This window comes from Sphingobium sp. YR768 (assembly GCF_900111125.1).
Taxonomy (GTDB): Bacteria; Pseudomonadota; Alphaproteobacteria; order Sphingomonadales; family Sphingomonadaceae; genus Sphingobium.
This window is the reverse complement of sequence record NZ_FOGE01000005.1, coordinates 1-23,258: the sequence shown is the minus strand read 5'-3', so window position 1 is coordinate 23,258 and position 23,258 is coordinate 1. Positions and strand designations below refer to the sequence as shown.

The window sequence follows — 23,258 nt, the reverse complement described above, 5'->3', positions numbered from 1 at the left end:
CCCCTCCCTTCCAAGGGAGGGGTTGGGGTGGGTGATGGCGCTACGCATCAATGCGAAACTCGGCCAATATGCGCGCGACATGCTCCGCGAACCCACCGATTATGAACGCCGCCTATGGGGCGCCTTGCGCGCTTCACAATTGGGTGGCTTCAAATTCCGCCGGCAGGCCGTGATCGAACCCTATATCTGTGACTTCCTTTGCCCGTCCATCGGACTGATCGTGGAAGTCGATGATGATCGCCATGATCCGATCAAGGATCGGGATCGCGACTTTGATCTCGCTCATCAGGGCTATCTCGTTTTGCGTTTCTCCAATGCCGACATTCGTGACAATCTGGATGGCGTGCTGACTGTCATCCTAGAACGCGCGAGCGCCTTGCCCGAGAGGCAGAAGATCACCCACCCCAACCCCTCCCTTGGAAGGGAGGGGCTTTGATCGCATGACCCTCACCCCCCAATGGCTGGACGAACTGCGCGCGCGCACGTCGCTGTCGACCCTTATCGGCAAGACCGTCAAGGTCACCAAGGCTGGCCGGGAATATAAGGCCTGCTGCCCCTTCCATAATGAAAAGACGCCCAGCTTCACGATCAACGACGAGAAGGGCTTTTACCATTGCTTCGGCTGCGGCGCGCATGGCGATGCAATCCGCTGGATGACCGATCAGCGCGGCCTCCCCTTCATGGAAGCCGTGAAGGAACTGGCCGCCACCGCCGGCATGGACGTCCCCGCCGCCGACCCGCGCGCCGCCAAACGCGCCGAACAGGCCAAGGGGCTTCATGACGCCATGGCCGCCGCTCAAAGCTTCTTCGAGGAGCAACTGGGCGGCATCGATGGCGGGGAAGCACGCGCCTATATGCAGAAGCGCGGCATCACCGACGCCACCCGTCGCGCCTTCGGCTTCGGCTATTCCCCGGATTCGCGCGGCAAGTTGAAAACCGCCCTGCGCGACTTCGGCGAACCCATGCTGGTCGAAACCGGGCTGCTCATTGATCCCGATGGTGCCGAGCCGGATGGCGGTAAAACAAAAAAACGCGACACCTACGACCGCTTCCGTGGCCGCCTCATGCTCCCCATCCGCGACATTCGCGGCCGCGTGATCGCGTTCGGCGGCCGTATCATCGGCTCTGGCGAACCCAAATATCTGAATTCGCCCGACACGCCGCTGTTCGACAAGGGCCGCACCCTCTACAATATCGACAAGGCCTCCCCCGCCAGCCGCTCGACCGGCCGCGTCATCGTGGTCGAAGGCTATATGGACGTCATCGCCCTCGCCCAGGCAGGTTTCGGCGAAGCGGTCGCTCCGCTCGGCACGGCGCTGACCGAACATCAGATCGAACGCCTCTGGAAGATGGTGGACGTGCCCATCCTCTGCTTCGACGGCGACTCCGCCGGGCAGAAAGCCGCGATCCGCGCCGCCACCCGCGCCCTGCCCCTGCTGCACCCCGGCCACAGTCTCGCCTTCGCGACGCTCCCCACCGGGCAAGACCCCGACGACCTGATCCGCGCCAGCGGCCCCCAGGCGATGGAAGCGGTGCTGAACGCCGCCGAACCGCTGATCGAACGGCTCTGGAAGCAGGAGATCAGCGCAGCGCCACTCGAAACCCCCGAACAGAAGGCCGCGCTCAAGCAGCGGCTTCGCGCCATTTCGGATGCGATCGCCCATCCCGACGTACGCGCCCATTACGCCCATGAATTTCGCGAGCGGTACGACGCGCTCTTCTTCGCGCGGCGTAACTCAGCCCCGCAACAGCGCAGCAGCGGTAACTTCAGCGGCGGCGGCCAACGCTGGCAACGCGACAAGCGCGGCAACTGGAAAGCCCCCATTCCCCCCGCCGGCACCGAAGCACGCGCCATCGGCGCCAGCGGCATGGAGCAGCGGCTGCTGCGCGCAATCCTGGCCGCGCTGCTGCGCCATCCCGAACAGATTGGCCCCCATCGGGAGATGCTCTCGGCCCTGCAAATCGGCGATTCGCTGCTTGCCCAATTGCTTGCCGCGATGATCTCTGCGTCCTTCCGAAAAGAAACAGTTGAAACGCAGGCCCTCCTTACCATATTGGGGCAAGGTGAGTTGTATAATATGGCCAAGGGAATGCTCCGGGCCGACGCGTTTACACTCACTCCCGACAGGATGACCACCGACCCTGACCGCCTTGCGCGCGATCTGGAGGAGGCCGTTCGGGTGATGGCGCAGGGACCGGAACTGGAAGCAGCTCTGGTGGAAGCGACGAGGCGGTTCGAGAACGACTTCAGCGAAGAAAATTTCGCTGAGCAGCAACGCATCCGCGTGCTGAAAGCCGATCATGATCGCCGCGTCGCGGAACTGGCGCAGTCCGAAGACATTGTTTGATTGAAGCTAGCTCTTTCAACAGGGGCAGCGAAGTTAAGGCGAATAAATGGCGACCAAGGCGAACAGCAAAAATGGTGGTATGGGTGACGGAGAGGATGGCGGCGACGCCCCCCTGCTCGACCTCAACGAAGCCTCCGTCAAGAAGCTGATTTCGCGCGCGAAAAAGCGCGGCTACATCACGGTCGACGAGCTGAACGAGGCTCTTCCCCAGGATCAGATGTCCACCGATCAGATCGAGGACATCATGTCGGCGCTCAACGAAATGGGCGTCAACATCGTCGAGAATGAAGAAGCCGGCGAAGACGGCGACGAACAGCGCGAGCGCGAAGAAGCCGACGACTCCGACGACGATTCGGGCGACGATGATGGCGGGCCCAAGCTCGTCACCGAAAAGAAGAAGGAAACGGTCGATCGCACCGACGATCCCGTTCGCATGTATCTGCGCGAAATGGGCGCAGTGGAACTGCTCAGCCGTGAGGGCGAAATCGCCATCGCCAAGCGGATCGAGGCTGGTCGCGACACGATGATCTTGGGTCTGTGCGAAAGCCCGACCACCTTCAACGCGATCATCGAATGGTCGACCGCGCTCAACAATGGCGAAATGCAGCTGCGCGAGATTCTCGATCTCGACGCCATGCTCTCCAAGGATCCTGCTCCGGAAAATCTGGAGGAAGGCGCCGAGGATGATGATGGCGAGATCAGCGAGAAGACCGCCGGTCCCAGCTTCAAGGAAGAAGAAGAGCCGGAGGAGGAGTCCGCCGACGGCGAGGATGAGGATGGTGCGCCCCGCGCCCGGCGCAACGAGGAAGAAGAGGAAGAGGACAACACCCTGTCCCTTGCTCAGATGGAAGAGACGCTCAAGCCGATGGCGCTTGAGAAGTTCGCGACCATCACGGACATTTTCCGCGCGTTCTCAAAGGCGCAGGAAGCGCGCATGATCGCCATGGCCAATGGCGAAAGCCTGAGCCAGAAGGCCGAGGACAGCTATCACGAGCTGCGCGAAAACCTGACTGCCGAGGTCGAGAGCGTCAAGTTCCACCAGCAGAAGATCGAATATCTGGTCGACCAGCTCTATGCCTATAACCGGCGCCTGACCGCGCTGGGCGGCCAGATGCTGCGTCTGGCCGAGCGTCACAAGGTCAGCCGCAAGGATTTCCTCGACCGCTATGTGAATCATGAGCTGGACGACGCCTGGCTGGAAAAGGTGCAAGGCCTCGACAAGAAATGGGCCGCCTTTGCCGCTGCCGAAGGACGCGCTGTCGATCGCATCCGTAACGAGATCGGCGAAATCGCCCAGGCGACCGGCATGTCGCTGTCCGAATTCCGCCGCATCGTCAACATGGTGCAGAAGGGCGAGCGTGAAGCGCGCATCGCCAAGAAGGAAATGGTCGAAGCGAACCTGCGCCTCGTCATCTCCATCGCTAAAAAATATACGAACCGCGGCCTGCAATTCCTTGATCTTATTCAGGAAGGCAATATCGGCCTGATGAAGGCGGTGGATAAGTTCGAATATCGCCGCGGCTACAAATTCAGCACCTATGCCACTTGGTGGATCAGGCAGGCGATCACCCGTTCGATCGCGGATCAGGCGCGGACCATCCGCATCCCGGTCCATATGATCGAAACGATCAACAAGCTGGTCCGCACCAGCCGCCAGTTCCTGCACGAGCAGGGCCGCGAACCGACGCCGGAAGAAATGGCCGAGCGTCTGTCGATGCCGCTCGAAAAGGTGCGCAAGGTGATGAAGATCGCCAAGGAGCCGATCTCCCTCGAAACGCCGATCGGCGACGAGGAAGACAGTCATCTGGGCGACTTCATCGAAGACAAGAATGCGATCATCCCGGTGGATGCCGCTATTCAGGCGAACCTGAAGGAAACCGTCACCCGCGTTCTGGCCTCGCTCACCCCGCGTGAAGAGCGTGTGCTGCGCATGCGTTTCGGCATCGGCATGAACACCGACCACACTCTTGAGGAAGTGGGCCAGCAGTTCAGCGTGACCCGCGAACGTATCCGCCAGATCGAAGCGAAGGCGCTGCGCAAGCTCAAGCACCCGAGCCGCTCGCGGAAGATGCGGTCTTTCTTGGATCAGTAAAATTAATTTGGATCGGTAAATTTAAATTAACCATCCTTGACGGAAAAGGGCGGCTTTCACGGTCGCCCTTTCTGATTCCGTAAACCGGACGTTTACTCGCACCAGTCTATTGTCTGGCTTCACCCGGCGCGCCGGGCAGTACAGGGGTCTGGGATGAGCGAAGCCGCACCGCGATATCAGTTTGGCGACATAGCGCGCATTCTTGAGGCGCTGGTCGCCGCCGATGGAACGGCATCCCATGCCTATGCCAATCGCGCCAGCACCGGCGTATCACGCGAAACCCTGCTGTCGCTCGCCGATCTGGCCGACGCCGCTTATTATCTCTGCCTGCTCCACGGTCGCCAGCCCGGCGTCATCGATCATGCCGCCACCCGCTCGGCCGACAATGCCGCCCGCCAATGGCTGATCGAAGCGGCCGACGGCTTCGCCCGCGAACGTGCCTATCTGGCTCAGGTCACGGTCGCTGCCGGTCCGGCCCCCAGCACGGCAGGTCAGGCTGATTGCGAAACCGTCGTCAGCCAGCAACGCCACGCGCTCGATATGCTCGCCCAGTCCGACCGGCGCGGCTGCGCCATGGGCGCGGCGATGGCGCTGGTGCTCGACTGGCGCGCCGTACGCCATGTGCTCGACATGGCGGCGATCCGCGCCGGTATCGAACCCCATCCCTGCGCCCTCCCCGAACGCAGCCTCACGCTGGAGGTCGCCCGCTCGATCGGCGGGGACGATGCGATCGACCGCGCCATCCAGTTCGGCGCCCGCCAGCTTCTGAACCAGCATCGCGGCCTGTGGGACTTGCTCGCCGCCCGCGCCGATGTGCGCGCGAAGCAGGGCTGATCGCGCCTTTACCGATTGCACCTGCCTGCCGCATTGCCTAGTCCGGTTGTCATCGACAACCGAATGGGACGGGATGATGCGCTTTGAAGGCACACAGGATTATGTCGCCACCGACGATCTGAAGGTCGCGGTCAACGCCGCCGTGCTGCTGCGTCGTCCCCTGCTGGTGAAGGGGGAACCGGGCACCGGCAAGACCGTCCTCGCCCAGGAAATCGCCAAGGCGCTCGACGCCCCCCTCATCGAATGGAACGTCAAGTCCACGACGCGAGCGCATCAGGGCCTGTATGAATATGATGCCGTCGCCCGCCTGCGCGACGGTCAGCTTGGCGACGCGCGCGTCCACGACATCGCCAACTACATCCGCAAGGGCAAGCTGTGGGAGGCCTTCACTTCCCCCAAACTCCCCGTCCTGCTGATCGATGAGATCGACAAGGCCGATATCGAATTTCCCAACGACCTGTTGCAGGAACTCGATCGCATGGCCTTCCACGTCTATGAAACGGGGGAGACGATCGCGGCGGCCGAACGGCCGGTGGTGGTCATCACATCGAACAATGAAAAGGAACTGCCCGACGCCTTCCTGCGCCGCTGCTTCTTCCACTATATCAAATTCCCCGACCGCGAGACGATGCAGGCCATCATCGACGTCCATTTCCCCGGCATCCAGAAAATCCTGGTGAGCAAGGCGATGGAGATTTTCTACGAGATCCGCGACGTCCCCGGCCTCAAGAAAAAGCCCAGCACCTCCGAACTGCTCGACTGGCTGAAACTGCTCCTGAACGAGGATATGCCGCTCGACATCCTCCAGAACAGCGACCCGACCAAGGCCATCCCGCCCCTCCACGGCGCGCTGCTGAAGAATGAGCAGGACATCATGCTCTTCGAACGCCTCGCCTTCATGGCCCGCCGTCAGGGGCGCTGAAAGAACCATTCCCCTCCCGTAAACGTTGGCCGGAGACACGTGTCTCCGGCCAAGGGCAGCGAGACTTACGAGCGCAGCGAGTTAGTCGCAGCGGGGTGGGCCACCCCCGCGCACCACTATAAGGACCTCCCCATGCCCCACACCGCCGCCCACACCGCCGCCCACACCGCCGCCCACACCGCCGGCTGCCTCTGCGGCGCCGTTCGCATCACCATCGACGCGCAGCCCATGGCCGCCCGCATGTGCTGGTGCCGCCTGTGCCAATATCTGGGCGGCGGATCGGCCACGGTGAATGTCTGCTTCCCCACCGAGTATGTAACCACGACCGGCGAGGTCCGCTGGCATGACAGCGTCGCCGACAGCGGCAACGCCATGAAGCGCGGCTTCTGCCCCACCTGCGGCACGCCCCTCTTCAGCATGGCCGAATCGCGCCCGCATCTAACCTTCATCCGCGCCGGCGCGCTGGACGATCCTTCGCTGATCGGCCCGCAGGCGGAGATATGGACCGAAGCCGCCCCCGCCTGGGCGCATCACGACCCCGACCTGCCCCATTATCCCGCACAAATCCCGCCCGTCGCCTGAATTTCGCCCTTGCGCCCGCGCGCATAGTCTGTAGCCTCCCTGTCATAGTTCAAGGCCGCGCCAAGACGGTCTGGATCTGGAGAGGGATGCTGAATGCCAAAGCGCGCCCAAATTATCATTTCTGCCCTTCTCGCGCCGATGAGCCTGTGCCTGGCCGTCCCCGCGCACGCCACGGCTGACGCCGAAGCCTGGACCCCCAGCGATACCGCGATCCGCGCGACCGCTGCGGGGATCAGCCTGCCCCAGACCGTCGCCGGCCTGTCCCTCGCCAAGAGCGGCGAAGCCTCCAATGGCGGCCGCGCGGTCGACAATTATGCCCAATATCTGTCGGAAGACGGGGTCATTCAGGCGACCCTCTATGTCTATATGCCGACCTATGCCGACGCCTCTCTCGCCGCCTATATGACCGACAAGGCAGTGATGGAGCGGTTCGGCAGCCAGACCCGCCGCACCGCCTATGCCAGCGCCCCTGCCGCTGGACAGGCGGGTCGCGCCATCCGCGCCGTGTACGATCATGCCGCAGATGGGGCACTCACGACGGCGGCGGGCTTCGTCCATGCCGGGCGCTGGATCGTCAAGATCCGCATCACCGGCCCCACCGAACGCCGCGCCGAAGTCCTCTCCGGGCTGGACGGCATGCTGGCCGGTCTGCACTTCGACGATGCCGCCAGCCTGCACGCCACCACCCCCGCCAGCTTCGCCGCCTGCCCGGTCGCCGACGCCACCGACGCCCGCCTGACCCCGCCAAAGGCCGGGGAAGAAGCCATCCCTGCCGAAGTGCGCATCCCGCGCGACGGCAAGGATGCGCTCTGCATCCGTGGCGCCGTGACCACCGCCGACGGCAGCTATGACATGCTCCAGCAGGCCGGCCGCAGCGACGGCGCGATCATCGTGCCGGTGGACGACAGCGGCACCGTGCTGGCCTTCGATCCCGCAGCGCAGGGCGAAGGCTATAAGCTGTCGATCCACATGGTCGGCCAGACCGACCTCTATGGCGTCTATGACAAAGTCCCCACCCCGCATCAGGTTGCCGCGATCCTGGACGGCAAGGACACACAGACGGCCGAAGCGGAAGCCACCGCCACCTATGCCGCCAATGGCGACGTCACGGTCAGCCGTTTGACCTCCGCCGCCCACTGACCACTTCCTTCCACGGCGCGCCCGGTCTAGATCATTGCCATGATCCGATTACCGGGCGCGACCCGCTTCGCGGGCATCCGCGCCGATCTCGAAGCCATCCGCATTCCGCCCGGCCCCACGGCCTGGGCCTTCGAATTTCTGCTCTTCGGTTTCAAACAGGGCTGGGCCTGTCTGTTCGGCGGCCTGATGCTGGCGCTGCTGCTCGCCACCCACCTTTTCTACCCACCCGGCGCGCCACTCCATCGCTATGATTTCCTGACGCTGGCGGCACTCGTCATTCAGGCCGGCATGCTGGCCTTTCGCCTCGAAAGCTGGGCAGAGGCAAAGGTGATCTTCGCCTTCCACCTGATCGGCACGATCATGGAACTCTTCAAGACACAGGCCGGATCATGGCTCTATCCGGAGGCCAGCCTGCTCCATATCGGCCCCGTGCCGCTCTTCTCCGGCTTCATGTATGCGGCGGTCGGCAGCTATATCGCCCGCATCTGGCGCATCTTCGACTTTGGCTTCACCCATTATCCGCCGGTCTGGACGACGGTCCTGCTGGCCTGCCTTATCTATGGGAATTTCTTCGCCCATCACTGGCTGCCGGATATCCGCCTGGCGCTTTTCGCTGCTGCGGTCCTGCTGCTGGGGCGAAGCTGGATCATCTTCACGCCCTGGCGCGAACCGCGCCGGATGCCGCTATTGCTCGGCTTCTTCCTCGTCGCGCTGTTCATCTGGTTCGCCGAAAATATCGGCACCTTCGCCAATGCCTGGACCTATCCCGACCAGCGGCACACATGGCAGATGGTCGGCCTCGCCAAGCTGGGCAGTTGGTATCTGCTGATGATCATCTCCTTCGTGCTCGTGTCACTGATCCACGGTATCCGCACGGACCAGGATCAGATCAGATAGCCCACCTCATATAGCCCCCAGCGCCGCCCCGCGAAGACCAGCGGCACGAACACGCTGCGCAGCGCGCGATAGCGCCCCTCGCCTAGATCCTGCCGGTAGGTGAACAGGAAGAAATCCCCCTCCTCATCCAGCGCCCGGCGCGTCTGGGCGTCCATGAAGATCTGCCGGTTGCGGGCATGTTCCATGTTCCAGTCATGCGCGCCGGGCCGCTGCGGCTGGCTGCGCGCGCTGACATGGGTCGGCAGATAACCGTTCATGTCGATCAGGCAACAGCCGATGATCGCCCCGTCCTGCGCCGTATGCCGGTCCAGCAAAGGCTGCAACGCGGCGTCGGCGAAATGGGTGAAGCCGTTGAGATATTGCGCCGGCTCCGATCCCTCGATCGGCCGATAGCCGGTATCGAACAGGTCGCTCAGGCTGATCCGCCCCTCCGCCACCGCCGTCTCGATCAGCGCGCCGATTTCCTCCGCGCCCTCTTCCGCCAGGGCGATATATTTGCTGTTGCGCGTCTTCTGCGGCCCATGGGCGGCGCTGTTGAGCATGGCGTTGGCCATCCCCTCCAGCCCTTCCACCTGCTCGCGCGCCACATCCACCCGCGCCGCGCTCTCACTGGAGGACCGGCTGAACAGGAACAACCCCTGCCGCAAAGCGGAGACATCGCCATCGGCCGCATCGGTACAGGTCACGATCGCATCGGATCGCTCGCCAAATTGCGTCACCAGCGATGCGATTTCCGCCATGCTCAGCCGCAGCCGGTCGATATGCGTGCCGACATCGCGCCCCCGCACGATATTCGCCTCGACCCGGCCGATCAGCGCGCGTGCATCGCGGTCCAGTTGTCCCAGCTTGTCCCCCACGGACGCGGCGGACTCCCCCGCCTGCCCCGCCAGTCGCCGGATTTCGTCCGCCACCACGGCAAAGCCCTGCGTCGCCGCGCCGCCCCGTGCAGCCTCGATCGCGGCATTGACGCCCAGCAGCCGCGTCTGCCGCGCAATCGCGCCCAGATCCTCGGAAATATCGCCGACCGCCTCGATCACCTTCAGGAAACGGCGCAAATGCCCTTCCAGTCCGGTGACATGCTCGACCAGCCCCGCCACTTCCCCCAGCGACAGGCCGATCACATCATGGCCGTCCGCGATGATATGCCCGGCCCGCCGCGCGGTCAGGCTCAGTTCCTGCGCGGCCGCGACGCTTTCGCTCTGGCTGGCGACCAGCATGTCCATATTGCTCTGCAAATTGCTCAGACGCGACGAATCGCCCTGAATGCGGCGATTAAGTTCCCCCAGAAAGCCTGCCGTCTCGCTGCACTGCAATGCTATATCGCTAGACCTCTCCCCCAGATCGGCCAGCAAATCCCCGTTTTCCAATTGCGCCCCGCAAAATCGATTATGTCTGGATAGTGACGCATTAACCTTGCACTGCAACACTTAATATTCGGCCAATGACCCGATCTTGCGCCGCGCCCCGTCCTGTTCGACAAGGGGCCATGCTGCTCAACTTCCTCGACGCACTCCGCGCCGCCGGCATCAACGCCAGCATCAAGGAGCATCTGCTGCTGCTCGAAGCGCTCGACCGGGACGTCATCGCCCGCCGGCCGGAGGATTTCTATTATCTCGCCCGCGCAACCTATGTGAAGGATGAAGCCCTTCTCGACCGCTTCGACCAGATATTCGCGAAGGTCTTCAAGGGCGTGCTCGGTCAGGACGGAGTAGAGGCGGACATTCCCGAGGAATGGCTACGCCTCGTCGCCGAAAAATATCTGAGCCCCGAGGAGATGGAGAAGATCAGGTCACTAGGCGACTGGGACGAGATCATGGAGACGCTGAAAAAACGGCTGGAGGAACAGAAGGAGCGGCATCAGGGCGGCAATAAATGGATCGGCACCGGCGGCACCTCCCCCTTCGGCCATGGCGGCTATAATCCCGAAGGCGTCCGGATCGGCGGCGAAAGCCGCCACAAGCGCGCGATCAAGGTCTGGGAAAAGCGCGAATTCGCCAATCTCGACAACAGCCGGGAACTGGGCACCCGCAATATCAAGGTCGCGCTGCGCCGCCTGCGCCGCTTCGCGCGGGAAGGCGCGGCGGACGAGCTGGATCTGGACGAAACCATTCGCGGCACCGCGCGGCAGGGCTGGCTCGACATCCGCATGCGGCCCGAACGGCATAATGCGGTCAAGCTGCTGCTCTTCCTCGACGTCGGCGGATCGATGGATCCCTATATCCGGCTGTGCGAGGAACTCTTCTCCGCCGCGACCGGCGAATTCAAGAATATGGAATTTTTCTACTTCCATAACTGCCTCTATGAAGGCGTATGGAAAGACAATCGCCGCCGCTTTTCCGAACGCATTCCCACCTGGGACATCCTCCACAAATATGGCCATGACTATAAGCTGATCTTCGTCGGCGACGCCGCCATGAGCCCCTATGAAATCATCCAGCCCGGCGGATCGGTCGAACATATGAATGAGGAAGCGGGCGCCGTCTGGCTCCAGCGCGCTTTCCAGACCTATCCTGCCGCCGTCTGGCTCAATCCGGCATCGCAAGCCCATTGGGGCTATAGCCAGTCGACGAAGATGATCCGCGACCTGATCGGCGACCGCATGTATCCGCTGACGATCGACGGCATCGACGCGGCCATGCGGGAACTGACGCGGAAGCGGTGACCCCATCTCTACACCGCCAAGAAAATACATCTGTATTGGATCATGTTATTCTGATCGTTTCTTGACGGCAATGAATTTTCAAAACAAATTATGGTCGATAATCCAATCATAGGATAGGATCATGACCTTCTGTCAAAATCTCGCCAATATTTGTCTGCATGAATATGCACGTTGGGATGATGGCGCGGGTAAAGAAGATAAAGGAAAAATAGACGGCGCGCCGAAGGATTATTATCTGTTCGTCAAGGATTATTGGCTGAGCATCGGCAATAGCAAATTGGACGGAAAGACGGTCGAACATGGGATAAAGCCTGCATGGTCATCCGCTTTCGTGGCCTATTGCGTCGGGAAGGCAGGAGCAGGCGGCAAATTCATATATAAGGAAGCGCATTGCCATTATATTTCTGCGGCAATGAAAGAAGCGCAGCATGGTAAAGGATTTGCCTATGCCGCGCGCCGCTACGAACAATATAAACCGAAAATCGGGGACATTATCTGCGCCGGTCGGGAATATGCCAGCAGCTTCACCTATGATCAGGCTGCGACCTCCTATCAAAACGACGGATTTTATCCGTCGCATGGCGATATCGTCGTCGCCGTCGAAGCAGACAAAGTTCGCGTCATAGGCGGCAATGTGAATGAAAGGGGACAGGTGGGGTTGGAAGGCGGGATAGTCCGGGATTTCGCGGGGAGGCGTGGACAGGAACGGCCAAAATCTGGGGTTTTCTAAGGATCGCCGAAAAACCTGGCCGGGAAGCTGTGTCTATAATGGATCGGCAAATTGACGTTGCAGGGACCAGACCTTTTTTAAACCGGGTGGCGTCAAAGGCTTTCAAAGGACAGCGTTCCAAAATCCTTTGAAGCCGCTTCAAACGGGGCTTTGAGGCCTTTGAAGGGATATTTGGTTGGGTGCCCCGCCATCGGATGGACCGGCGAAATCAAAAAATAACTGGGACCAAGGGGGGCCCAGTTCGGCAAACAGGTCCCAGTTTGGAAAAGGCGCGGAAATCCGCGCCTTTTCTGTTTCTGGACACAGGTGACGATCGAAGCTGCACCGATCGAACCGGGCCGAATTTTTTGTCGTTTCAGCGGCGCCCTTCGCGCCGGGCGATTATGCGGTCAATGCGGCTGAGACCGGCATAGTCATCCTCGGCGATCGGGACCGGCTTGCCTGGTGGCGAGACTTCGCGCGGCAAGGCCGGCACCAGGTCGGACGTGGTCCAGATTTCGGCGAGCGGGTCGAGGTAAATCTTGCCGACCTTGCCGGCCGGAACAGGATGCTCGCACCATGAGCCGTATCCGGCATCAACAGCGTCCGCCTCGGCCTCCAGCAAGGTCGGGCGCCATGGCGCCTTGGCCTTGCCGAAGAGGCCGAAGCAATAAGCGGGTTCGCGGCGCCGACTAATCATAGCGCCAGATAGTCCAGTTCTGCTTCCTCCATAGCATCGTAGATTTCGCTTTCGACCTGGATGCTGTTCAGCCGCTTCCAGACATCCTTGACGCCGCCGTTCCTGGGAAAGGCCCGATCCGCCCTGGCATGTTTTGCCAGATCACCGATGGCGCCGGTGCGCTTGTCCTGTTCGATCAACCACTGTCCGAAGGGCGGCTTCTTACCGGCGGCGAACTGCGCCGGACCTGCATGTTCCATAACGTTCCTCCATCCACCGACTCGGGCCGGTTGATGGATGAGAACATAAAGAGAACAAATGAGTCAATCCGGGACAGAATGCGATGTTGAGCTATCTTTCGTTTTAATGCTTTGCCTGTACGATCCAGGCGAATCGCGGAGTTATCAAGAATGCGCAGCGTTGTGATCCTTGCCATTTGCACCCTTGCCGCCTGCTCTGACGCTGGGGCCGAAGAAGAACAAAAATATCAAATGGTCGAGCGCCAGAACGCCACGTATCCAGAGAAATATCGTGCTCGCGAACTCTGCAAACAGGGACAGCGTGTTGCGGATGCATATCTGAATGCCAAGAACGAAGAAAAATACAAAATTTGGAAGTTGAGGTCAGACATTGAGTGCAGCTTGGCCGAACTCTAAGGCATTAAATTCTCTGTAAGAATTTTCCATATATGCGACAGATTGGGACAAATAGGTCATCTGCGACTTCGTGCGGATATATGACATCGCCATCGTCCCGATCTCTTAGCGAATAGCGGGCTACGGTAAGGCCGCCTTCTCGTCTCCAAATTACAACATGGCCATCAGCCAGCTCACCTGACGTGATCTCGCGGACAAAAACCAAATCACCTTCGACCAGATCGCGATCGCCGTTGCGACTGCGGTAATCAGACAGCAAGCGCACTAGGTAAAGATCGAAAGACGTTCCTAGCGTTCGGTTCAGCCAGTCCTTCCGAAATGGCGTCCAAGATTGCGCATCGCCTTTCCCGGTGTCGGTGACATTGCGAAGGTCGTAAAACGGGACGTCCTCCCACTCTGCGTCTTCCACGCTTGCGACCGCTACAGATGCGATTCGTCGACCGCTTATGAGATAATCCACGCTCGTGGAAAGTGCACTGGACATTCGTGCGATCGCTTCGGCGGGATATGGACGCTTGCCGTTCCAATAATTGCCCATAGCAGAAGATTTTACGTTCAGCTTCGCCGCCAAAGAAGTTGCGTTTAAATTCAATTCATTAGCGCGATCTCGCACACGCTGCGCCATATCCACTACAAATGTGTCTTGCCTCTCCACTAACGTGGAACTATTCTCCACATTCGTGGAATTAGATGCAGGAGCAGCGCTCATGTCAGACTTGAGCCTCCATCCCGATGTGGTGCGCGGAATATTGCGCATGCGCTACGGTACAATGGAGCGGTTTTCCGAGAATAAGGGGCTGAAACGCTATGCGTTGCGGGACTTCTTGCGTGGACAATCGTCCACCGCAAAGCCTGCCGTCGCAAAGGAGTTGGGGGTAACGCCCGACCAACTGACAATCTCCAGAAATTCCACCAACGTGGAGTTTGATAGCAGACTGGTTAAGCGCAGGCACCGTCAAAATGCGGAGGCCCGATAGACATGGCTACCGCAGCGAAGAAGGTCGTGGAAACGGCCCGTACCGTCATGGCGCTTTCCCCCAATGATATTCTGGTCGGCGAGCGATTGGGTGCGTTCTGGCCTGATAAGGCTGCCGGTCTTGGCGCGCTGATCGCGCAGGATGGTCAGATCGTCCCGATCGTCGTGCGGCCCAGTGGACCGCGTGCGCGCGCAGAGACGCCGTGGACTTTGGTTGCTGGCCATCACCGGCTGGAAGGTGTGCGGTTGCAAGGTCTGGCGACGATCAATGCGATCGTGGCTGATGACGCCGCCGATCTGGCAGCGATCGAAGCTATGGAAAATATGCGGCCAAACCGCAGCCCGATCGAAAGGGCATGTTTCGTCCGCGCCATTGCCGATGCAGCAGAACGGCGGATGCAGGGGCAGCATGAAGGGCTGAGCCAGCAGCAAATCGCTGTGCGCGCCCGTTGGGATGCGATGAGGGCGAAAGCGCCGGGGGTCGAGCGTGATGATGACTTGAATGATGCCGAGGTCGACCATACGGCGGCAAACTTTGCCACCGTATATGGATGGCAGGACGCGACGGCTGAAGCGCTGGGTATGTCGAAGCGGACGATCCGCGATGACCTTGCCCTGTATCGCGCGCTCGTTGCTCCGTTCCCTGGACTATGCCGGCGCACGCGCCGGGCTGCGCCAGGCGCAGATCGCACTGTTGCCGCATCAATGGTCCTGGCTGCGCGTGATGGAGCGCGCAGCCGTCGCGGCGCTCAACGGCTATCGCGGGTGAGCGCGCGATGAGCCTCAAGACTTCCCTCATCATCACCGGCGACAGCGCCACCGCGAAAGCGGCGGTCGATGCGCTGACCCAGAGTGTCGAGCAGCTGGGCACGCGGACCAAGGACACCGCGCCGGCCGCCGCGCAGATGGAGACGGCGGTCGGATCGGTGGCGTCCACCGCCGCCACCGCCACCGGCGCGATCGGCGAGCTGGACGGCGCACTGGATAGTGTCGCAGCGAGTGCCGGCGCTGTCGCCGATCGCGCGGCGGCGGCGGACGGGTCGATCGGGCAGATCGGGAACAGCGCTCGGGCGGCGGCCAATGATGCCGGCCTGCTCGACAATGTGCTGGGCAATATCGGCGGCGCGATCAAGGACACGGTCGCCAAGGCGGCGGGCCTCGACGGCGCGCTCAGCAATGTCGGCGGTTCCTCCGAGGAGGCGTCCGAATTTGCGGGCGCGCTGGAAGAGCAGCTGGGCGGCCTGGCCGACAGCGCGCTGGAGTCCTCGGCCGCGCAGGGCGCCATCACCAAGGCGAGCGGCGCGGCGGCCACGGCCATGTCTGCGTTCGGCGTGTCGGCCGGCGCGGTCGAGGGCATATTGACCGGCGGCCTGGCGCTGGTGCTGCCGCTGGTGATTGGCTTCCTGTCGGGCTTTGCCTCCGAGGCGCTGGAAGGTGCGGATGCGATGGCGGAGGAAGAGGACGCCGCCGCCTCGCTCACCGAGCAGATCGACGCACTCAACGAGGCGCTGAAGCGAGAAACCCAGACGCAATATACCTCGCGCGTCGAGTCCCTGAAAAATGCCGAAGCTAAGCGGCTATTGGCGATTCGCACGATTGAAGCGACCAAGGCGGCGCTTAATCTTTCAATTGCCGAGCAGAAGAGAACGCCTGGATGGTCGGTGGCTGGCCCTGGCCAGGCGATCCAGCAGGCTGCTTCGATGCAGGCGAACGCCAATGTGCGGGATTTGCAAGCGCAACTCGCGGACGCCGAGGCTGCATTGGTGTCAGCCAATAAGCTCGTTGCTGGTAACAGGAAGTACTTCGTAGATCGGGGGATCGAGGCGACAACCGATCCCCGCGCGCGCGTCGGCTTGAACTACGATCAGAGGCTAGCCCGGCTCGACAGCCGTCGCGATCAGATGTCCGAGCAGGACTATGCGCGCGCGAAGGTCAAGCTCGACAAGGATCGCGCCGCCGCGCTGGACGCGGTCAGCGAGGCGGAACGCAAGGCCAGCGCCAGCGGCAAGACGTTGGCCGGCACGCGGGCGTCCGCGACCGCCGCCGATCGCGCGGCGGCCGAGGCGACGAAGAAGCTCCAGGCCGATCTGGAGGGGGTGATCGGCCGCTATGATCCGGCACGCAAGGCGGCGAAGGACTATGCCGATGAACTGGAGCGGATCGCGGCGCTGGCCAAGGCGGGCAAGATTTCGGGCGAGGATGTCGCCAATTACCGCGCCCAGGCGAGCGCCGCCTATCTGAGCAAGGCGCTCCCCTTGGGCGACATCAAGGACATGGCCGCCCAGGAGCAGGCCGCGATCGACGCATCGGGCGCGATCGACCAGATCGTCCAGTCGATTGAAGACGAAACCACCGCGCTCGCGACGCTCGATCCCGTCCAGCGCGCGATGCTGGGCTATCGCAAGGAATTGCTGGCCCTCTCGCCCGAGGAGCGGGCGGCGGCCGAAGGGCGCATCGCCAACGCGCTGAAGGAACGCGACGCGACCGAGGCGATGCGGCAGGCGACCGAGGACGCGCAGCGCGCCAAGGAACAGCTGGCGCGGGCGGCGGGCGACGCCTTCAGCGCGATCATTGAGGGCGGCCAGAAAGCGACCGACGTGATCGGCGGGCTGGCCAAGACCATTTCGGCCGCCGCCATGGAAGGGGCCTTGTTCGGCACGGGGCCGATGGCGGCGCTGTTCAAAAGCGGCGGCACGGCAGGGAGCGGTGGGTCGAAGGGGGGATTCGCGGAAGGCTATGGCCAGTTCTTCGGTGACCTGAAGGGCGATTTCCGTTCCATCTTCTCCGACATTTTCGGGGACGGCGGCGTGTTCAGCAAGTCGCTGGGCAAGACGCTTGGGGGCCTTGCTGCGGGCGCGCAGACCGGTGCGACGGCCGGCAGCCTGGCGACCAGCCTGCTGGGGATCAAGGGCAGTTCAACGGGTGGCGCGATCGGCGGCGCGATCGGCAGCGCCATTGCCGGTCCTATCGGCTCGATCGTCGGCGGCACCCTTGGTTCGGTCGTGGGCGGCCTGTTGAAGAAGACCAAGACCGGGTCGGCCAACATCACCAGCGTCGATGGTGACGCTACGCTGAGCGGCAACAGCTCCGCCTACAAACAGGCCGCATCGGGCGCTGCCAGTTCTGTCCAGGACGGGTTGTCCGAGCTTGCAGAGATGCTGGGCGGCGCGATCGGGTCGTTCAACGTCACCATCGGCCAGCGCCATGGTGACTGGCGCGTGCGCAGCGGCACCGGCTCGCTCAAGGTCGCGAAGGGCGCCAAGGAGTTTGATGACGATCAGGCGGGCGCGATCGCCTATGCGATCCAGCTGGCCGTCTCCCAGGGGGCTGTGACAGGCCTTTCAGCGGCCGTTGAAAAGGCGCTCAAATCTTCCGACGATCTGGAAGACGCGCTGGCCGAAGCGCTCAAGGTGCAGGAGGTCGAAACCCTGCTGGGCGGGATCACCGCCGAGATGACCAGCCAGTTCAAGACGTTCGAAGCGCAGGCCAAGGAGCGGCTGCGAATCGCGACCGAATATGGCTTCGATATCGTCGCGATCGAGAAGAAGAATGCCGAGGACCGGGCCGCCCTGGTCGATGAAATCCTCTCGTCGCGGGTCGGTTCACTCCAGGACATGCTGGATGACCTTTCCTATGGCGACCTCTTCGAAGGCTCGGCCGCCGACCAGCGCACCGCACTGCTGGCCGAGATCGCCAAGGCGCGATCTGCGGCCGAGGCAGGCGAGGACGGCGCGGCCGACACGCTCGCCACGCTGTCGCGCCAGCTGATCGAGCTGTCGCGCAACGCCTATGGGACGGCGGGCACCGAATATACGAACGACCGCGACAGCGCGATCGCCGACGCCCAGGCCGTCATCAAGGCGGAAAGCGACCGGATCGCGGCGGCGCAGGATGCGGCCGGGGTCACCAACGCCAAGCTGGAAACCGCAAACCAGATCGCCAATGAGCAGGCCGATCAACTGGTCCAGATCAGCAGCACGCTCGACAGCCTGCTTTCCGCCGTGTCTTCCTCCTATAGCGGCACGATCCTCACCAACACCGATCTTGTGGCGAGGAGCGCATGAGCGTCGTCACCCGCATCCGCGCCTGGCCGCGCAACGCCCTGACCGGGGCGGCGGTGGCGATCTTCCTGGCGGGCGGCAATAATGGCGCGCCGCATTATGACGGGTCGGATCATTATCTGGCCGGGATCGTCGCGCATCCCCGGTTCGAGGCCGCGCTCAGCTTCGATGAGGAAGGCTGGTCGGCGCGCGCCGTGCCGGCGGTCAGCGCGATCGGCTGGCAACCGGCCGAGCCGTCCCGCCTCGATCCCGTCGCGGCGCTCTACTGGCGCGACGCCGCGATCGAGGTGGACCGGATCAGCGGCAATGCGATCCAGCGCCGTCTGACCGGCACCGTGGCCGAGGCGACGATCAAGGACGGCGTGCTGGTCATCACCTGCGCCGACCTTTCCAATCGCCTCGACAAGCCCTTTGCGACCGGCACCTTCGCCGGCACGGGCGGCATCGAGGGCGGCGAGTCCGCGACCGGCCGTGTCAAGCGCCGCAGCTTCGGCAAGGTGTGGAACGTCGAAGGCCGGCTGCTCGACGCCGCCAACAATATCTATGAATTTGGCGACCCGGCCTTCCCGTTGCAGGGATGCAGCGCGCTGCGCGACATGGGACGCGCCGGGCCGCTGGGCATCGTTGCCTGGCAGGGCAGCATTGATGCAACGCTGGCCGTTCTCAAGCTCGCCACGCCGGAACGCGGCGGCGGTGTTTTCGCCCCGTCGATCGCCTGCGGCAAATGGTGGACCCAGCCGGCCGGGCCGCTCACCGCCGACCTGCTGGGCGAAGCGGCGGGCTATTCGCAGACCGCTGCCGGCATCGCCGCGCAGTTGCTGGCCTCGGCGGGCGGGCCGGGAATCGCGAACCTTGCGGCTGCGTCCGCCCTGCGCCCGGCCGCCTGCGGCCTGCATATCGGCGATGGCACCGAAACATGCGCGACGGCGCTCGACCGGCTGCTCCAGCGCGTAACGCTGATCTGGCAGCTGACGCCGCTTGGCCAGGTGGATATCCAGCCCTGGACCTTCGACGGCCCGATCGAGACGCTGCGCGCGACCTTCATCAGCCGTGAAAGCACGGTGCCGCCCGTCTATTCGCGGCAGGTCGGCTACAAGCGCAATGAGCGGGTCCATGGTGATGGCGAGATTTCGATCACGCTGCTCGCCAGTGATGTCGTCTATGAGGACGGGACCAGTGTCGAGGATTTGAAGCCGGCCGAGCCGGGCGCCACGGCGGGTTCGCCATCGGGCACCAATATCGGCGACGTGACGGTGGACGATATCGTCGCGGCCATCAAGGCGATCGGCCTGACCACCAATCCGGCCGACGTGGTCGCGGGTGCGCAGAGGCTGGCTGACGCCGTCAAGGCGCTGGCGCTGACCACCAATGCCGCCGAGATCGTGACAGGCGCGCAGGCGCTGGCCGATGCGGTCAAGGCGCTCGCGCAGGCCACCAACGCCGATGACATTGTGGCAGGCGCACAGGCGCTGGTCGATCGCGCCCGCTCGGCCGACATGGCCGCCCTGGATCAATTGCTCCTCAACCAGGAGCGGCGCGAATATTTCGACAATCTGACCCATCTGGACGGCGTGCCCGTCGGCGCGAAGATCACAGAGGAAACTGTGGCGCGCGTCGAGGGATACGAGGCGCTGGCGTCCACCATCGTCACGCTGGAAGCGGTCATGACGGTCGACCAGCAGGCGGTCCGCGCGCTGGTGCAGCAGGAAGCGACCGCCCGCGCCAATGCGGACAGTGCCGAAGCGCTGTCGCGGGAAGTGCTGATTGCCGAGGTCCGCACCGAAATGGCGGACGGCGTTACACTTGTGCAAAGCCAGATCGTGGACGAAGCCCTTGCGCGGACGAATGCGGACCTGGCCGAAACCGAGCAGCGCAATCTGGCGATTTCTGAACTGCGGGTAGAGGTCGACGGCCAGATTGATGTCGTCACGGCGGCCATCGCCACCGAGGCTATCACCCGTGCCAGCGCCGATCTGGCCGAAACTGAACAGCGGCAGATTGCCGTGTCGCGCATCGACAGCGACATGGCCGTCACGCGGGCGGCGATCACGTCGGAGGCGACCACCCGCGCCACGGCCGACGCCGCTGAGACGCTGGCCCGCGAAGCGGCGATATCCTCGCTGCAAACGGTGGATGCCAGTCTGAGCGCCGCGATCGTTACCGAGGCGACGACGCGCGCCACCAATGATGCGGCTGAAACGTCGCAGCGGCAGGCGGCGATATCTTCATTGCAGAGCGCCGACGCCTATCTGAACGCGGCGCTGACCACAGAGTCGACCACCCGTGCCACGGCGGACGAAGCGGAGGCGACAGCCCGGCAGGCGCTCGCCGCCCAGGTCGCCAGCGACATCTTCGCGGCTAATGCCGCGATCGAGGATGAGGCCACGGCCCGCGCCACGGCGGACCTTGCCGAAACCGCCGCGCGCAACACCGCCATCTCGACGCTCCAGACGACGATCAACGGGCAGATCAGCACCGCCATGGCCGCGATCACGTCGGAAGCGACCACCCGCGCCAGCGCCGATCTGGCGGAGACCACGGCGCGTGAAGGGGCTATCTCCAGTCTCACGACGGCGATGGACGGCCATGTCACCGATCTGGAGGCGGCCATAGCATCGGAGGCGACGACGCGCGCCACCAATGACGCGGCCGAAACGTCGCAGCGGCAGGCGGCGATATCTTCCTTGCAGAGCGCCGACGCCTATCTGAACGCGGCGCTGACCACAGAGTTGACCACCCGCGCCACAGCGGACGAAGCGGAGGCGACAGCCCGGCAGGCGCTGGCCGCGCAGGTCGGCAGTGATATCGCCGCCGCGAATGCCGCGATCGAGGATGAGGCCACGGCCCGCGCCACGGCGGACCTTGCCGAAACCGCCGCGCGCAACACCGCCATCTCGACGCTCCAGACCACGATCAACGGCCAAATCAGCACCGTCATGGCGGCGATCACGTCGGAAGCGACCACCCGCGCCAGCGCCGATCTGGCGGAGACGACGGCGCGCAACGGGGCTATCTCCAGCCTCACGACGGCGATGGACGGCCATGTCACCGATCTGGAGGCGGCCATAGCATCGGAGGCGACGACACGGGCGACCAATGACGCGGCCGAAACCTCCCAGCGGCAGGCGGCGATATCTTCCTTGCAGAGCGCCGACGCCAATCTCAATGCGGCTTTGACGACAGAGGCCACTACCCGGGCCAGCGCCGATGCGGCCGAGGTGACCGCGCGCGAAGCGGCCGTCGCATTGCTCCAGGGCGATATCGACAATGTGGCAGCATCCGTCATCACCGAAACCAGTGCCCGCGTGTCGGCCGACGCGGCGCTTGCCTCGCAGATCACGGGCGTCGAGACCACGTTGGGCGATCATAGCGCCAGCATCACCGAATTGCTGGAGTCCGTCGATGGCGTGCTGCTGCGCTATGGCCTCAAGCTCGACAGCAACGGGCATATCGTCGGGTTCATGGCGAACAATGACGGCGAGGAAGGCGGCTTCGATTTCGTCGCCGACTATTTTCGCATCTGGGACGCGGACGGCACGATCAGCCAGGCGGTGTTCGACTACAGCGGCGGCGTGCTCAAGATGCACGATGTCGAGGTCGACAAGATCAAGGCCGGATCGGGCAACAGCGCCCAGTTCGCCAATGCGGCGGCCAGTGCATCGGTGCCCGGTTCGGGCTTCGGCAATGACATCCTGATCCTCACCAAGACGATCGAACTGCTCGCGCCGGCCTCGATCCAGGCGGTTGCCGCCATCGCCGTGGCCTATGCCGGGTCGGTCAGCAACTCCGCCTTCTCGCTGGTGATCGGTGGCCAGCCGATCTTCTCGGTCGGCGGGGCGACCACGGAAATCAGCATCATCCTTGCCGGCTCGCATAGCCTCGCTGCGGGCACCCACGCCGTCGAAATCTACTTCTCCGGGCCGTCGAACATGTCGGTCCATGGCCGCAACCTCTCAACCACGATCGTCTACACATGATTGTCATTTTCTATGACGCCCAGGACGGGCGCATCCTTGAATGCACATCGTCGCCGCAGGCCTGGATCGAGGCGGACGGTCGGCCCTTCCTTGAAGTGCCCGCGTTCCGCCCCGACTGGGACGTGACGCATCATGTCGTGGACGGCGCGGTCGTGCCGATCGGAGGCGGCGCATGAGCATCGACAGCGATCTTTCGGCGCTGCTTGCCCGCACCAATACGGTGATTGGCCGGCAAAATGATTGGGCGGACGCGCAGGTCATGTTGCTTGCGGGCACAAAGGACGATCCTGCCAGCTTCAATTCTGTCGGCGGGAAGGTCGGCGATCTTGGCTATTACCCGGTCAGGAACGTCAACGGTCAGACCGTCTATATGCCGTGCATCGAGCGCCAAAAGGTCATTGCGGACGGTAATGTCGCGGTGGTCACCGCTCCCGCGATCAAGCGCACGCGGGGCCAGTTGACGCTCAATGAGGTCGGCGGGCGCACCGACAATGACGACAATTCGGAACTCGCTGCCGAATGGCTGGACGATTGCGCAAAGAACCAGAGCGAAGCCATTCTGGCGAAAGACAGCGATCTCGACGGGGCGCCCGGCACCTATTTCGCCAAGCCCATATTGGTAAACCCAAAGAAGCCGCTGAAAATCACTGGTCGACCCGGCACAACCATTCAGGGCGTGACGGATGTCTGGGCCAATGAAACCGATCCAGTGGATTCGCGCGC

General features: G+C 63.0%; 20 protein-coding genes and 1 pseudogene. 17 read left to right on the top strand and 4 right to left on the bottom strand.

The features are described 5' to 3' along the window. The first annotated feature begins 34 nt into the window (after positions 1-34). The 8 genes from BMX92_RS08545 to BMX92_RS08510 all read left to right on the top strand — a co-directional run bounded on the left by BMX92_RS08545 (position 35) and on the right by BMX92_RS08510 (position 8,815). A complete protein-coding gene (locus tag BMX92_RS08545) occupies positions 35-436 on the top strand; it encodes an endonuclease domain-containing protein (RefSeq protein ID WP_093014977.1) in 402 nt (133 codons plus the stop codon). Between the two features lie 4 nt (positions 437-440). Continuing rightward, positions 441-2,348 carry a DNA primase gene (gene dnaG, locus BMX92_RS08540; protein ID WP_093014974.1) on the top strand — a complete coding sequence of 636 codons (1,908 nt, stop codon included), beginning with the start codon at positions 441-443 and terminating at the stop codon, positions 2,346-2,348. Positions 2,349-2,394: 46 nt separating this feature from the next. Further along, positions 2,395-4,440 carry an RNA polymerase sigma factor RpoD gene (gene rpoD, locus BMX92_RS08535; RefSeq protein WP_093014971.1) on the top strand — a complete coding sequence of 682 codons (2,046 nt, stop codon included), beginning with the start codon at positions 2,395-2,397 and terminating at the stop codon, positions 4,438-4,440. A gap of 153 nt (positions 4,441-4,593) precedes the next feature. Beyond that, a complete protein-coding gene (locus BMX92_RS08530) occupies positions 4,594-5,274 on the top strand; it encodes a DUF6975 family protein (protein ID WP_093014968.1) in 681 nt (226 codons plus the stop codon). Positions 5,275-5,350: 76 nt separating this feature from the next. Then, positions 5,351-6,196, top strand: coding sequence for an AAA family ATPase (locus BMX92_RS08525; RefSeq protein WP_093015588.1), 846 nt, complete (start codon positions 5,351-5,353; stop codon positions 6,194-6,196). Between the two features lie 132 nt (positions 6,197-6,328). Then, on the top strand, positions 6,329-6,778 hold the full coding sequence (locus tag BMX92_RS08520) for a GFA family protein (protein WP_093014965.1): 450 nt from the start codon (positions 6,329-6,331) through the stop codon (positions 6,776-6,778). Positions 6,779-6,871: 93 nt separating this feature from the next. Further along, a complete protein-coding gene (locus BMX92_RS08515; protein WP_093014962.1) occupies positions 6,872-7,918 on the top strand; it encodes a hypothetical protein in 1,047 nt (348 codons plus the stop codon). 39 nt (positions 7,919-7,957) lie between these two features. Continuing rightward, entirely contained in the window at positions 7,958-8,815 is an 858-nt protein-coding gene (locus BMX92_RS08510; protein ID WP_093014959.1) for a DUF817 domain-containing protein, read from the top strand. On the opposite strand, the gene BMX92_RS08505 is transcribed toward BMX92_RS08510, so the two are convergent. After that, positions 8,803-10,167, bottom strand: coding sequence for a methyl-accepting chemotaxis protein (locus BMX92_RS08505; protein WP_177184978.1), 1,365 nt, complete (start codon positions 10,165-10,167; stop codon positions 8,803-8,805). The two genes, BMX92_RS08510 and BMX92_RS08505, sit on opposite strands and share 13 nt — an antisense overlap. A 134-nt stretch (positions 10,168-10,301) precedes the next feature. On the opposite strand from BMX92_RS08505, the gene BMX92_RS08500 reads away from it, so the two are divergent. Then, positions 10,302-11,477, top strand: a complete 1,176-nt coding sequence (locus BMX92_RS08500; RefSeq protein WP_093014953.1) for a vWA domain-containing protein — start codon at positions 10,302-10,304, stop codon at positions 11,475-11,477. A gap of 121 nt (positions 11,478-11,598) precedes the next feature. Continuing rightward, positions 11,599-12,207, top strand: coding sequence for a DUF2272 domain-containing protein (locus BMX92_RS08495; protein WP_093014950.1), 609 nt, complete (start codon positions 11,599-11,601; stop codon positions 12,205-12,207). A gap of 355 nt (positions 12,208-12,562) precedes the next feature. Here the strand turns inward: BMX92_RS08495 and BMX92_RS08490 are convergent, their stop codons facing one another. Further along, positions 12,563-12,886: a hypothetical protein gene (locus BMX92_RS08490; protein ID WP_093014947.1), complete on the bottom strand. Its 324-nt coding sequence runs from the start codon at positions 12,884-12,886 to the stop codon at positions 12,563-12,565. After that, positions 12,883-13,125 carry a hypothetical protein gene (locus BMX92_RS08485; protein ID WP_093014944.1) on the bottom strand — a complete coding sequence of 81 codons (243 nt, stop codon included), beginning with the start codon at positions 13,123-13,125 and terminating at the stop codon, positions 12,883-12,885. Before BMX92_RS08485 ends, BMX92_RS08490 begins: the two co-directional genes overlap by 4 nt. 150 nt (positions 13,126-13,275) lie before the next feature. Here BMX92_RS08485 and BMX92_RS08480 point away from each other — a divergent pair, with 150 nt between their 5' ends. Further along, entirely contained in the window at positions 13,276-13,521 is a 246-nt protein-coding gene (locus BMX92_RS08480) for a hypothetical protein (RefSeq protein WP_093014941.1), read from the top strand. 4 nt (positions 13,522-13,525) lie between these two features. Here the strand turns inward: BMX92_RS08480 and BMX92_RS08475 are convergent, their stop codons facing one another. After that, the gene (locus tag BMX92_RS08475) at positions 13,526-14,230 is read right to left on the bottom strand and encodes a helix-turn-helix domain-containing protein (protein ID WP_143066747.1); all 705 of its coding nucleotides are present in this window, start codon (positions 14,228-14,230) and stop codon (positions 13,526-13,528) included. A gap of 270 nt (positions 14,231-14,500) precedes the next feature. Between BMX92_RS08475 and BMX92_RS28365 the strand changes: the two are divergent. The 6 genes and pseudogenes from BMX92_RS28365 to BMX92_RS08445 form a co-directional block, all read left to right on the top strand. Next, positions 14,501-14,749 (top strand): annotated as a pseudogene (locus BMX92_RS28365) (ParB N-terminal domain-containing protein); the annotation flags it as partial. A 379-nt stretch (positions 14,750-15,128) separates the two neighbouring features. Further along, positions 15,129-15,266 carry a hypothetical protein gene (locus BMX92_RS27920; protein ID WP_256213328.1) on the top strand — a complete coding sequence of 46 codons (138 nt, stop codon included), beginning with the start codon at positions 15,129-15,131 and terminating at the stop codon, positions 15,264-15,266. 7 nt (positions 15,267-15,273) lie between these two features. Continuing rightward, a complete protein-coding gene (locus BMX92_RS08460; RefSeq protein ID WP_093014929.1) occupies positions 15,274-18,561 on the top strand; it encodes a hypothetical protein in 3,288 nt (1,095 codons plus the stop codon). After that, positions 18,558-22,535 (top strand): hypothetical protein, encoded by a 3,978-nt coding sequence (locus tag BMX92_RS08455; RefSeq protein ID WP_093014926.1) that lies wholly within the window; start codon positions 18,558-18,560, stop codon positions 22,533-22,535. The genes BMX92_RS08460 and BMX92_RS08455 overlap by 4 nt, the downstream gene beginning before the upstream one ends. Next, positions 22,532-22,711: a hypothetical protein gene (locus tag BMX92_RS08450; RefSeq protein WP_093014923.1), complete on the top strand. Its 180-nt coding sequence runs from the start codon at positions 22,532-22,534 to the stop codon at positions 22,709-22,711. The genes BMX92_RS08455 and BMX92_RS08450 overlap by 4 nt, the downstream gene beginning before the upstream one ends. Then, a partial coding sequence (locus BMX92_RS08445) for a hypothetical protein (protein ID WP_143066746.1) occupies positions 22,708-23,258 on the top strand: 551 nt, incomplete at its 3' end. The genes BMX92_RS08450 and BMX92_RS08445, both read left to right, overlap by 4 nt.

Excerpts from the sequence above, each read along its gene's own strand:
- dnaG (WP_093014974.1), top strand. The coding sequence starts at position 441 with ATGACCCTCACCCCCCAATGGCTGGACGAACTGCGCGCGCGCACGTCG.
- BMX92_RS08520 (WP_093014965.1), top strand. The coding sequence starts at position 6,329 with ATGCCCCACACCGCCGCCCACACCGCCGCCCACACCGCCGCCCACACC.
- BMX92_RS08450 (WP_093014923.1), top strand. The coding sequence starts at position 22,532 with ATGATTGTCATTTTCTATGACGCCCAGGACGGGCGCATCCTTGAATGC.
- BMX92_RS08480 (WP_093014941.1), top strand. The coding sequence starts at position 13,276 with ATGCGCAGCGTTGTGATCCTTGCCATTTGCACCCTTGCCGCCTGCTCT.
- BMX92_RS08525 (WP_093015588.1), top strand. The coding sequence starts at position 5,351 with ATGCGCTTTGAAGGCACACAGGATTATGTCGCCACCGACGATCTGAAG.
- BMX92_RS08490 (WP_093014947.1), bottom strand. The coding sequence starts at position 12,886 with ATGATTAGTCGGCGCCGCGAACCCGCTTATTGCTTCGGCCTCTTCGGC.
- BMX92_RS08530 (WP_093014968.1), top strand. The coding sequence starts at position 4,594 with ATGAGCGAAGCCGCACCGCGATATCAGTTTGGCGACATAGCGCGCATT.
- BMX92_RS08460 (WP_093014929.1), top strand. The coding sequence starts at position 15,274 with ATGAGCCTCAAGACTTCCCTCATCATCACCGGCGACAGCGCCACCGCG.
- BMX92_RS08510 (WP_093014959.1), top strand. The coding sequence starts at position 7,958 with ATGATCCGATTACCGGGCGCGACCCGCTTCGCGGGCATCCGCGCCGAT.
- BMX92_RS08515 (WP_093014962.1), top strand. The coding sequence starts at position 6,872 with ATGCCAAAGCGCGCCCAAATTATCATTTCTGCCCTTCTCGCGCCGATG.
- BMX92_RS08545 (WP_093014977.1), top strand. The coding sequence starts at position 35 with ATGGCGCTACGCATCAATGCGAAACTCGGCCAATATGCGCGCGACATG.
- rpoD (WP_093014971.1), top strand. The coding sequence starts at position 2,395 with ATGGCGACCAAGGCGAACAGCAAAAATGGTGGTATGGGTGACGGAGAG.
- BMX92_RS08475 (WP_143066747.1), bottom strand. The coding sequence starts at position 14,230 with ATGAGCGCTGCTCCTGCATCTAATTCCACGAATGTGGAGAATAGTTCC.
- BMX92_RS08455 (WP_093014926.1), top strand. The coding sequence starts at position 18,558 with ATGAGCGTCGTCACCCGCATCCGCGCCTGGCCGCGCAACGCCCTGACC.
- BMX92_RS08485 (WP_093014944.1), bottom strand. The coding sequence starts at position 13,125 with ATGGAACATGCAGGTCCGGCGCAGTTCGCCGCCGGTAAGAAGCCGCCC.
- BMX92_RS08500 (WP_093014953.1), top strand. The coding sequence starts at position 10,302 with ATGCTGCTCAACTTCCTCGACGCACTCCGCGCCGCCGGCATCAACGCC.
- BMX92_RS08495 (WP_093014950.1), top strand. The coding sequence starts at position 11,599 with ATGACCTTCTGTCAAAATCTCGCCAATATTTGTCTGCATGAATATGCA.